This is a genomic window from Psychrobacter sp. G, from assembly GCF_000418305.1.
Classification (GTDB): domain Bacteria; phylum Pseudomonadota; class Gammaproteobacteria; order Pseudomonadales; family Moraxellaceae; genus Psychrobacter; species Psychrobacter cryohalolentis.
Map to the genome: position 1 here is coordinate 1,978,790 of NC_021661.1, position 10,786 is coordinate 1,989,575.

General features: G+C 40.2%; 11 protein-coding genes. 8 read left to right on the forward strand and 3 right to left on the reverse strand.

Annotated features, from left to right (window positions below):
• Nucleotides 1-335 precede the first annotated feature (335 nt).
• Entirely contained in the window at nucleotides 336-608 is a 273-nt protein-coding gene (locus tag PSYCG_RS08170) for an HU family DNA-binding protein (protein ID WP_011513979.1), read from the reverse strand.
• 509 nt (nucleotides 609-1,117) lie between these two features.
• Between PSYCG_RS08170 and PSYCG_RS08175 the strand changes: the two genes are divergently transcribed.
• The 8 genes from PSYCG_RS08175 to fdx all read left to right on the forward strand — a co-directional run bounded on the left by PSYCG_RS08175 (nucleotide 1,118) and on the right by fdx (nucleotide 8,225).
• Entirely contained in the window at nucleotides 1,118-1,765 is a 648-nt protein-coding gene (locus PSYCG_RS08175; RefSeq protein WP_020443757.1) for a hypothetical protein, read from the forward strand.
• Between the two features lie 381 nt (nucleotides 1,766-2,146).
• Nucleotides 2,147-2,659: an Rrf2 family transcriptional regulator gene (locus tag PSYCG_RS08180; protein WP_011513981.1), complete on the forward strand. Its 513-nt coding sequence runs from the start codon at nucleotides 2,147-2,149 to the stop codon at nucleotides 2,657-2,659.
• On the forward strand, nucleotides 2,656-3,882 hold the full coding sequence (locus PSYCG_RS08185; RefSeq protein ID WP_020443758.1) for an IscS subfamily cysteine desulfurase: 1,227 nt from the start codon (nucleotides 2,656-2,658) through the stop codon (nucleotides 3,880-3,882). Before PSYCG_RS08180 ends, PSYCG_RS08185 begins: the two co-directional genes overlap by 4 nt.
• A 207-nt stretch (nucleotides 3,883-4,089) precedes the next feature.
• A complete protein-coding gene (gene iscU, locus PSYCG_RS08190) occupies nucleotides 4,090-4,476 on the forward strand; it encodes a Fe-S cluster assembly scaffold IscU (protein WP_020443759.1) in 387 nt (128 codons plus the stop codon).
• A gap of 218 nt (nucleotides 4,477-4,694) precedes the next feature.
• Nucleotides 4,695-5,015 carry an iron-sulfur cluster assembly protein IscA gene (gene iscA / locus PSYCG_RS08195; RefSeq protein ID WP_011280745.1) on the forward strand — a complete coding sequence of 107 codons (321 nt, stop codon included), beginning with the start codon at nucleotides 4,695-4,697 and terminating at the stop codon, nucleotides 5,013-5,015.
• A 59-nt stretch (nucleotides 5,016-5,074) separates the two neighbouring features.
• Nucleotides 5,075-5,659, forward strand: coding sequence for a Fe-S protein assembly co-chaperone HscB (hscB, locus tag PSYCG_RS08200; protein WP_020443760.1), 585 nt, complete (start codon nucleotides 5,075-5,077; stop codon nucleotides 5,657-5,659).
• 252 nt (nucleotides 5,660-5,911) lie between these two features.
• Nucleotides 5,912-7,789, forward strand: coding sequence for a Fe-S protein assembly chaperone HscA (hscA, locus tag PSYCG_RS08205; RefSeq protein ID WP_020443761.1), 1,878 nt, complete (start codon nucleotides 5,912-5,914; stop codon nucleotides 7,787-7,789).
• Nucleotides 7,790-7,886: 97 nt separating this feature from the next.
• Nucleotides 7,887-8,225 carry an ISC system 2Fe-2S type ferredoxin gene (gene fdx, locus PSYCG_RS08210; protein WP_011513987.1) on the forward strand — a complete coding sequence of 113 codons (339 nt, stop codon included), beginning with the start codon at nucleotides 7,887-7,889 and terminating at the stop codon, nucleotides 8,223-8,225.
• Between the two features lie 143 nt (nucleotides 8,226-8,368).
• Here the strand turns inward: fdx and PSYCG_RS08215 are convergent, their stop codons facing one another.
• Both PSYCG_RS08215 and PSYCG_RS08220 read right to left on the reverse strand, forming a co-directional pair.
• Entirely contained in the window at nucleotides 8,369-9,787 is a 1,419-nt protein-coding gene (locus tag PSYCG_RS08215) for an adenylate/guanylate cyclase domain-containing protein (RefSeq protein ID WP_020443762.1), read from the reverse strand.
• Between the two features lie 353 nt (nucleotides 9,788-10,140).
• A complete protein-coding gene (locus PSYCG_RS08220; RefSeq protein WP_011513989.1) occupies nucleotides 10,141-10,572 on the reverse strand; it encodes an HIT domain-containing protein in 432 nt (143 codons plus the stop codon).
• Nucleotides 10,573-10,786: the final 214 nt, after the last annotated feature.

The window sequence follows — 10,786 nt, forward strand, 5'->3', positions numbered from 1 at the left end:
ATCAACGCTCTACAAGCTGGCAATGGTAAGAAAATGGTAAAACTAAGAAGGGGTACATTTTATTATGGTTGCTCAAGGCGGATAACACCGTCTTTGTTCGAACAACATCTCTGTCGCGCGCCCTATGATACGTGATTTTTGATGCAGACTCAAAATATTCAGGCGATATAATACAAACCACAGCACTAAAAAAAGCACCTATTATCTAGGTGCTTTTTTGATGAGTCGCTCATAGCTGTTATGAGCCATCACTTTTTATCACTTTACCGTCAACAGACGCCGTTCTTATTCGTGTATCACGCCATAAGCTGCGACTGTCTTTAAATAGATACGGCTTAGTTCAAGCGTTCTTTTAGGTTTTTACCAGCTTTAAAGCTTGGTACTTTGCTAGCTGGGATACTTAGCTCTTCACCAGTCTTAGGGTTACGGCCAGTACGTGCTTTACGGTCTTTTACGCTAAAAGTACCAAAACCAACTAGTGAAATGCTATCGCCAGCTTCTAGAGCTTCGCCAACGCTTTCCATAACTGCGTTCAATGCATCGCCAGCTTGAGTTTTATTTAGACCACTTTTCTCAGCAATGCTATCAATTAATTCTGACTTATTCATAAAATTTCCTTCAAGTTTTAGGGGGTAAAAAAACGCTCACGCCAAGCATTGTATCGCTCTCAGAGCACTTAAGCAATAAAAACCACTTGGCTCATGCATAAACAGGTTTTGCTTTGTTATCGCCTTTATAGCAAGGCAACATAAGGAGCGCAAGCAATTTTACATATTTTTGTGCACTCTACAACGTATTTGACACCCAATGTTACCTAAACCTGCTGCAATATGATGACAAAAACGCTATTTTAGCTTTTAATTTGTGTCTTAGCTTTTATTTACTGAACGCTTATCTAGACGCTGATGTTTATCAACGCCAACTATAAACTTTGATAGTTAACGCATAAAATAAAAGAATTATTGTCAGGTAATAATTTTGCAACTGAAAGAAACCCGCGTTACTTTTTATCATAAAGGCGTTACTATAAGCGCAATGTCATTGCATACTTTGGGTCGGTTTTAACCCTTACTTATCTTATTATGTTTTATTTGAACAATAAAAACGGATTATCTACATGAAGCGTTCTACGTTGTCTCACTCTTTTCTTAATGTCCTCTTGGTGTTTATCGAATCGGCGCTGACCCTATTGTTACGTTTAGATCCAGAACTCCGTAAAGCTGCTTATCCACTTGCTAAGCAAGAAACTGTCGTTGCGCTTAGATTATATCTACCACACGTAGAGGTGTTCGCTACTTTTAGTACCAAAGGCGTGTTATTAGATGACAGGCTACCTATTGGTCGCAGTGAGCCTGATGTCGTGATCAATGCTTATAGCCTGCAAGTGATTAATGCCATTACCACGCATGATAGTGAAACAACTGAAAAGCTGCAAATGCGTGGTGAAACGGTACAGGTTCAGCTGGTTAAGCAATTTATTATGCAGCTTGGTCTAGGTAGCTTAATTCAAGGCTTAATCAAAAAGATTAAGGGCGGTAAAAGCAAGCCCAAGCCGACCGAAGCGGAAATGGCAGATAAAAAAGAAAGCTATAAGCTACGTATTAAAGAACAGCAAATCGAAATTACCACTTTGACCATCAAAAATCGTGAGCTCGAAATCGCTGTCAAAGAGCTACAAAGCAAACAAAAGACTTTTATCATCACGACAATAATTGCTTCTATCATTGCTCTTGCTGCCATCATTGCACTCTTTGTGATGAATTAATGTTCAAAAAATAATCTGATGTATAGATGATTTTTTGAAAATATCTCTTAAAAGCGTTTGATATGGCATATCGTCTATCAAGCGCTTTTTTCGTTTTATATCCAATCATTGTTTTTATCAATCATCGTCATTAATATCACTAACCATTCAACCACATTTTAATCTTGACTAAATTACTCGGGATTGAGTATAATTACCTTATCGTTGCACACATCGGGTAAACCATCTGTTGTTTAATAACGATAAAACACACTTAGTCGATAGATGATTTTTCTTATTAGCAGCATAGCTATTTATATGTGACTGGCTATCTCTTAACCATCTGACCGAACTAAGATCGTTGTTAAATAAAATTATCCTTAAAAAGTTTGGAGATAACACATGCGTTTAACTACTCGAGGCAGATATGCCGTGACCGCTTTGCTAGATTTGGCATTACAAACCAGCCAACAAGAAAGCGCGGTGTCTTTATCCGACATTGCCAAGCGACAGTCCATTTCTATATCCTACCTTGAGCAGTTATTCTCAAAACTTCGTAAGCGCGGTTTGGTCACTAGTATTCGCGGCGCAGCAGGTGGCTATTATTTAGCAAAGCCACTTGATCAGATTGATGTGATGAGTATCATCTCTGCTGTCGATGAATCGGTCAATGCCATGCAGTGTGAAGGACGCGGCGACTGCCAAGGTGGTACAATGTGTCTGACCCATGATTTGTGGTGTGCATTATCAAATCATGTAGAGCAGTACTTGAAAAATATAACATTAGCGCAATTATTAAACATGGAGCACGTGCAGTCTGTATCAGATCGGCAGCACAGCGATGCTCTAAAAGATATTTCTATAAAAGACATTAACACTATTACTTTATCGACCAGCGAGGCAAACCCAGCATGAGCCAACATAACACCCTTATATATTTAGATTATGCCGCCACGACGCCAGTTGCTAAGTCAGTCGCTGCCAAGATGAGCGAATATCTGACGGTAGATGGCATCTTTGGTAACCCAGCATCACGCTCGCATGGCTACGGCTGGCAAGCAGAAGAAGCGGTAGAAACGGCTCGTCAGCAAGTTGCTGAGGTCATCAATGCTGATCCTCGCGAAATCGTCTTTACCTCTGGTGCGACAGAATCTGATAACTTAGCCATCAAAGGTGCTGCTCATTTTTATCAGTCTCGTGGTAAGCATATTGTTACCAGTAAAATTGAGCATAAAGCGGTATTAGATACCTGCCGTGAGCTTGAGCAAGAAGGTTTTGAGATTACGTATCTTGAGCCGCAGCCAAGCACTGGCATGATTTTACCAGAGCAAGTAAAAGAAGCTCTGCGTGAAGATACTATCTTAGTGTCTCTCATGATGGTGAATAATGAGCTTGGTACGATTACTGATGTTGCAGCGATTGGTGAAATCACGCGCGAAGCGGGTGTTATTTTTCACGTTGATGGCGCACAGTCTGTTGGTAAAGTACTTATCAACCTTGCAGAGATGAAAATTGACTTAATGAGTTTCTCAGGTCATAAAGCTTATGGTCCTAAAGGTATTGGTGCCCTATTCGTTAGTCGCAAGCCGCGTATTCGCCTAAAAGCCGAGCAGCATGGCGGTGGTCATGAGCGCGGTATGCGTTCAGGTACTTTGCCGACTCACCAAATCGTAGGTCTTGGCGCAGCATTTGAGTTAGCCAATCAGCGCTATCAAGAAGACAATGCACATGCGGCAAAATTACGCCAAAAACTGTGGGATGGTCTACAAGATATTGAAGAGATTTATCTAAACGGTGATTTAGAAAACAGCGTACCTAATATTGTAAATATCAGCTTTAACTTTGTTGAAGGCGAATCACTGATGATGTCGCTAAAAGACTTAGCTGTCTCATCAGGTTCAGCTTGTACGTCAGCGACTCTTGAGCCATCTTATGTCTTGCGCGCTATTGGTCGCCCAGACGAGTTGGCACATAGCTCAATCAGATTTAGCTTTGGTCGTTATACTACTGAAGAAGACATTGATACGGTTATCACCCAGATGCATCAAGCTGTTGATAAATTACGTGCGCTATCGCCACTTTGGGATATGTATCAAGAAGGCGTTGATTTAGATTCAGTAGAATGGTCTGAGCACTAATACTACATTTAAGCTTTATAATTTAAAAAATAATGGCAACAGCGATATTTTTATTTACTTTTTCTATCAAACATAAAAATATCGCCATAGCTAATGAATCAGACAATTATACATTAAGTGTTTGACCCCAATTATCGATGAGCCAGTAACCCATTAACAAAGACAGTCATTAAATGACAGCTCATCATCTAACCAGGAGAAAACCCCATGGCCTATAGTGACCAAGTTATTGATCATTACGAAAATCCACGCAACGTTGGCAATCTTGATAAAAATGCCAAAAACGTCGGTACTGGTATGGTCGGCGCACCAGCCTGTGGTGATGTCATGCGTTTACAAATCCAAGTCAATGATAACGGTATTATCGAAGATGCACGCTTCAAAACTTACGGTTGTGGTTCAGCCATTGCGTCAAGCTCGCTCGTTACTGAGTGGCTAAAAGGCAAAAGCTTGGATCAAGCTGGTGAAATTAAGAACAGTCACATTGCTGAAGAATTGGCATTGCCACCAGTAAAAGTGCATTGCTCAGTCCTTGCAGAAGATGCAATTAAAGCGGCTATTAGCGACTATAAAGGCAAACATGTTCCTGCCTGAGCCCAGTCGTCGTTAAAATGACCAGCCATATTAAATAGTGTATAAGCTGTTTAATATATATTATTTAGCAACTTGTTCTCTGTATGAAAGCGCAAGCTGCCAGAAAGCGGCTAACGCCAAGGAGGTGACAATGACGCTTATGTAATTGTCACCTTTTATTTATTTCGTTATTTATTTTGAATTTTTATCCCTATTATTGATAGTCAATGGGAGTTGGCATGATTGAAATGACAGAACGCGCCGCTCAACATGTGCGTGAGTTTTTGGACAATCGCGGTAAAGGCGAAGGCATACGCGTGGGTATTCGTACGGCAGGATGTTCAGGCTTGGCTTATGTTTTAGAGTTCGTTGATATTCCTGACGAAAATGACACTCGTTATGAGAGCCTTGGTGTTAGTATTTTTATTGACCCTAAAAGCTTGGTATATCTCGATGGTCTATTAATGGATTATGAAAAAGAAGGTCTCAATGAAGGCTTTAAATTCAGTAATCCTAATCAGAAAGGCGAATGTGGCTGCGGTGAGTCCTTTACGGTATAACCGTTTTACTATATAAAATAGAAGCCCTTAAAATAATAAATAAAATAAAGGCAGACGATATGACAGACAACGTATTAGAACCACAGTTTGATAATTTTTTTGCCTTATTTGAGCAGCCCGTACAGTTTGATGTTGTACAAGACAATTTGGATCAGCGTTTACGTTTTTTGCAAAAACGCTATCATCCTGACAATGTCGCAAAAAATATAGCCAATATTGCAAAAGTACAGCAGCAATCTGAGCAAGCATCAGCGCTTATTAATCAGGGCTATCAAACTCTGAGTTCGCCTGATAGTCGAGCCAGTTACTTGTTAGATATGGCAGGTCAAGCGCAAAGTCTAGAGCATTCCATCGCAGATCTAGACTTCTTAGAAGACGCTATGGAAATGCGCATGGATTTGGACGACGCTATTGGTGCTCAAGATATAGCAACGCTAAAGCAGTTACATCCACAGATTACAGAACGTCTAGCAAAGCAGTCAGCAAGCTTTAAAAACGCTTATGAGTCTCAAGACTGGCAAACCGCTATTGATTCTACCCAAAAGCTGAAATTTCTGGTGAAGTTAAATGCTGACGTCGTGACAGCCATTGATGGAATTTCGGCAGCTACACATTTAGATGATGATGATGATTTATATGTGTAATTAATGCGCTTATTAGTAGCGTTATTATTGAATATAATAATAACGGCTCAATTTATAATACGTTTCAGAAGTTTTAAAAAGCGACGGTTAAAATAAGACCAATTATCTCGTATAATCTTAACTCTAAAAGCCTTTAATGGCTAGTTTCTATATTCAAACATTTATAGCAAAACCATTTTATGTTGTACTAACGATAGTCTATTTATCGTCTTTGTATCATTTCACTTATTCATTTTATCTTTGAGTTATCTTATGTCCTTAATGCAAATTGCTGAACCCAATCAAAGCACCCGACCTCACGAGCATCGTTTTGGCCTAGGCATTGACCTTGGTACCACGCGATCATTGGTCGCCGTGGTACGCTCAGGCAAGGCCCAAGTTTTGCAAGCAAGCACAGCGACAGATACCTTGTTGCCTTCTGTGGTGTATTATCCAAGTGAAGGTAGCCCATTGGTTGGCTCGGACGCCCTCGCCCACGTAGTAGATGATCCTAAAAATACCATTATTTCAGCCAAGCGCTTTATGGGTCGCAGCCAAGCTGATATCAAATTCTCTCATCCTTATGAGCTAAGCGGTGGCAAGGATGAAATGCCAGCTTTTGTCACTGCGCAAGGAGCCGTATCTCCTGTTGAAGTGTCAGCGCGTATCTTAGCAGCGCTAGAACAGCGTGCTGCTCACGCATTGCCTGAGGATAGCATTCAAGGTGCGGTCATTACCGTGCCTGCCTATTTTGATGAAGCACAGCGCCAAGCTACTAAAGACGCCGCCCAAGCAGCTGGTATCAAGGTACTGCGTCTGTTAAACGAACCTACTGCGGCTGCGGTTGCTTATGGACTCGACCAAGCAACTGATGCAGGTATTGAGAAACATTACCTTATCTATGATTTGGGCGGCGGTACGTTTGATGTGTCGATTTTGAAACTAAACGATGGCGTTTTTGAGGTGCTAGCGACAGGTGGTAATAGTGCACTTGGTGGTGATGATATCGATCGCTTATTAACCAATTGGTTGATCAAGCAGTTAAATATCGATCCTAAAGACGTCAGCCTGCATGATAAGTCAATCCTTGCTCAGCAAGCCAAAGCTTATAAACAAGCACTGACGGATACTGAGCAAGTCGATATTGATATCGTCGTGAATGAGCAATCTTTTAAGGGCATATTGCGCCGTGAAGATTTATTAGTCATTGTAGACCCAGTGAGTCGCCGCACCTTGAGCGTTTGCGAACAAGTATTACGTGATGCCAAAATTTCAACATCCGACTTAGATGAAGTTATTTTAGTTGGCGGCTCGACCCGCATGCCTGCTGTTAAACAAGTGGTTACTGATTTTTTTGCAAAGCAGCCACTTTGTCGATTAAATCCAGATGAAGTCGTTGCTTTAGGTGCGGCACAAACTGCACATCAATTGGTCAACGGTGATAGTGATAATAATTTATTGTTGTTAGATATCACTCCGCTATCGCTTGGTCTTGAAACTATGGGCGGTTTGGTTGAAGTGCTTATCCCGCGTAATACCCCTATTCCAGTTAAGAAACGCCAAATATTTACCACTTATCAAGATGGCCAAACCGGCATGGTGATTCATGTGGTACAAGGTGAGCGCGAGACTGTCGATAACTGCCGCTCACTGGGACGCTTTGAGCTATACGGCATTCCGCCCATGAAAGCGGGATTTGCGCGAATCGAAGTGACTTTTAGCATTGATGCTAATGGGCAGCTGACAGTGAATGCACAAGAAACCACTACCAAGACCGAAAGTAAAATTGAGATTGTGCCCTCTTATGGCTTGTCTGATGAACAAAAAGAACAGTTACTCATTGCAGGATTTAAATACGCTGAAGAAGACAAAAACGCGCGCTCATTGATTGAAACCAAGGTTGAAGCAGAACGTGAGATACTGGCACTGCAATCGGCATTGAAAGATTTTGACGCTTTACTTTCAGAAGATGCTAAGCAGTCTTTGGCACACACTATGCAAGACTTGCAAGCTGCGCTTGATACCAATGACTTAACCCTTATTGATGCAAAAAAGCTGGCGCTTAAACCGCATAGCGACGCCTTTGCTGCTCTTATCATGAATCAAAGTGTCAAGACCAGTATGGCAGGTACCAGCGCCAAAGACTGGTAACAGAAATAAGTTACCATATTACTGACGTGTCAAATTAAGCATATTTTTATATTTTTAGATGTTATTTTAAATGGATTAGCACCGGATAGACTACCTTATGCCAAAAATCACTGTACTACCCCATCATGAAATTTGCCCTAAAGGCATCGAAGTTGAATTAGCAGCAGGCGAAAACTTATGTAAAGCCTTACTCGAAAAAGGCATCAAGATTGAACATGCTTGCGAGATGTCAAAAGCTTGTACGACTTGCCATGTCGTAGTGCGTAAAGGTTTTAATAGCTTAGATGAGATGGATGATATCGAAGCTGACTTACTCGACCGTGCTTGGGGACTGGAACCTGATTCACGCTTGTCCTGCCAAGTGATGCTTGAGGATGACGATTTAACCATCGAAATTCCTAAGTACACTTTGAACCATGCTAAAGAAAATCACTAATTATTGATGACTTTATACTCATAAAAAAGCCAACTATGTCTTATAGCTGGCTTTTTCCTATTCCAATATCTGATACTTTAAGTAATCACAATCTATTCATGAGCAAAGAAAATTATTTACTATCATTATAATATTGCTATAAATTATTTATGCTTCCCTTCTTTTTTGCTGGCTGCGTCAATTTTAATAGCGGCAGATTTTTCTTCTTGCTCAATACGTGCAAGTGCAAGATTAAGACGACTTCTAATATCTTGATAATCGTTATCTTGCATGTCTCTAAAGTTCAAATGCAGATTAAAACCTGGAAGCGTGTGGTCTACCCATTTCGATAACTTGCCTTTATTTTCATCTGGATCCAATACTTTCCAAGCACTTACTTTATCATCGAAACCTTTTAGCGGGAAAGCACCTGCGTATTCGCAGTCAAAATCATGAGCGATATAGTCGTGAGTGCTCTCGCTAATGTATATTTCACCCTTACCAGCGACAGCTTCAAGCCTTGAAGCCAGATTGGCCTCTTTGCCAATCAGCGTATAGCTCAGACGATTATTACTACCAAAGTTGCCAACATGACAGTAGCCTGTGCTAATGCCTACGCGTATATATAATCCCTCAAAGCCCATCAGTCGCCATTTTTGTCTCAATGTGCGCATTTCACGGCGCATATCTATTGCCATAGCTACGCAATCTAAGGCATCTTGACGCGGACCGCGGCTATTTGGCTCTCCAAAAAAACACACCATGCCATCACCAATAAACTTATCTAATACTGCCCCATGTTTATTGGCGATCAAAGTCATACAGTGCATATAAGTGTTTAAAATATCAGCCAAATTATCTGCACTTAAGCTATCAGACAGCTCAGTGAAACCAACGATATCTGAAAACATAATCGTCAGTTTAGCGCGTTTATTAGCGACAGTAACTGGACCGTCCGCTTTGACAATAGGCTCCCATACTTGCGGTGGTACGAAACGTGTCAACTTATTGATTACCGACACCATCGTACTTAAGCGCCCGACCACTTGCTCAGCCCGTGCCTCATAATGGATATACTCATAATATATATGGCGAAAGTGACAAAGCATTACGATCATCGTTGCTAGCAAGATGATAGGCGTTATCCAAGTGGTGTGACAATCTATCTCGGCACTACTCAAAATGACACTAACGTAGTAAAAAATAATGATGGTAACGATGGATACAGAAACCAGCTTTAGATGATTCTCAGGGCTGCTAATAATAATACGCAATCCGATCAACGACGCTAAACTTAATGAGATAATAGGACAAAGCTGAATGGAACCAATAACAGAAGACAATAAAATAATAACTATATTAGACGTCCAAAAGCTTTTTTGACGACGAAAGTTATAAACTAAAATCATGAGGCTAGGTAAGCAGACGACGATTAAAAGTGCCATCGAAGTTGGACTGAAGTCAAAATGGATAGCGAGCAGTATCACGCTGAGTATGAGAACAAAGATTTCAGGATAATCAAATCGACAGACATCTGTACCCTGTATAGATTTTTTTGGGCTAAAGGTGTCTAAAAGTGCCATGAGAGCTATTCGCTTAAATCAGTAAAATCATTGAAAGTACTCATAAAGATAGTATAGATAATGTACCTTATCCTTATAAAAAATATTTATGCTTATAAATAATATAAGAGAAATTAAACAGTTAACTTGCATATTATACGTTTTAATTTTATTAACAGCTATGTCATTGATTCCTCAAAGTATACCGTTTGTCATTTATTTTGTTACCAAAGCCAATGAAATCATCATCTCAAGACCTTTGTACTAAACATAAATATCAATTTCGAGCTAATGGCAAAAAAGCCAGATAATATATCTGACTTCTTTTAACTGGCATGTACCAAGCAATGTTAAAACTATCAATAAGTAGTTAGTTACATCTGCCAATCAAACGGCATTTGATGATGACCGCGCAGTGCCATCATCAAAGTCTGTTGCATTTGCGCCAATACTTCTTTGCTATAAGGCACTGCAGGAACGCCCCATACCGGATTTGGCCACTGCATATCGTTTTGATAGCGGACAATATGATGAAAATGAAGCTGTGGTACTTGATTACCGAGCGCTGCCACATTCATTTTATCTGCCTGAAAAGTTTTAGCGAGCTGACTTGATAACCAGCTTGATTCACGCAAAAACTGCGTTTGGTCTGCCTCAGACAATTCATACAATTCTTTGATGCCTGATACTCGTGGCACCAATATCAACCATGGAAACTGGCAATCATTGATTAAGCGACAGGTTGATAGTGGAAAATCACCCACTAAAAAACTATCGGCAGCAAGTTTATGATGAAGTTGGAACATAATGGCGGTTCTCTTGTTATGAAACTCAAGTAAAAGAATAAGAAAGAAAGATTAGGCTTAAAATTTAAAACAGATATTTAAGGTAAAAATACAGTGACGCTATTTTATCAGTTATCCAATCGATAAAATAGCGTCATGATTTATTGTCTAAATGTCCTGCTTTTTAAATCTCTTAGTCTATAAGGTAAAGGTTAAACAGCTATTTTCCATGGTA

Excerpts from the sequence above, each read along its gene's own strand:
- fdx (WP_011513987.1), top strand. The coding sequence starts at position 7,887 with ATGCCAAAAATCACTGTACTACCCCATCATGAAATTTGCCCTAAAGGC.
- iscA (WP_011280745.1), top strand. The coding sequence starts at position 4,695 with ATGATTGAAATGACAGAACGCGCCGCTCAACATGTGCGTGAGTTTTTG.
- PSYCG_RS08185 (WP_020443758.1), top strand. The coding sequence starts at position 2,656 with ATGAGCCAACATAACACCCTTATATATTTAGATTATGCCGCCACGACG.
- hscB (WP_020443760.1), top strand. The coding sequence starts at position 5,075 with ATGACAGACAACGTATTAGAACCACAGTTTGATAATTTTTTTGCCTTA.
- PSYCG_RS08180 (WP_011513981.1), top strand. The coding sequence starts at position 2,147 with ATGCGTTTAACTACTCGAGGCAGATATGCCGTGACCGCTTTGCTAGAT.
- iscU (WP_020443759.1), top strand. The coding sequence starts at position 4,090 with ATGGCCTATAGTGACCAAGTTATTGATCATTACGAAAATCCACGCAAC.
- hscA (WP_020443761.1), top strand. The coding sequence starts at position 5,912 with ATGTCCTTAATGCAAATTGCTGAACCCAATCAAAGCACCCGACCTCAC.
- PSYCG_RS08220 (WP_011513989.1), bottom strand. The coding sequence starts at position 10,572 with ATGTTCCAACTTCATCATAAACTTGCTGCCGATAGTTTTTTAGTGGGT.
- PSYCG_RS08175 (WP_020443757.1), top strand. The coding sequence starts at position 1,118 with ATGAAGCGTTCTACGTTGTCTCACTCTTTTCTTAATGTCCTCTTGGTG.
- PSYCG_RS08170 (WP_011513979.1), bottom strand. The coding sequence starts at position 608 with ATGAATAAGTCAGAATTAATTGATAGCATTGCTGAGAAAAGTGGTCTA.
- PSYCG_RS08215 (WP_020443762.1), bottom strand. The coding sequence starts at position 9,787 with ATGGCACTTTTAGACACCTTTAGCCCAAAAAAATCTATACAGGGTACA.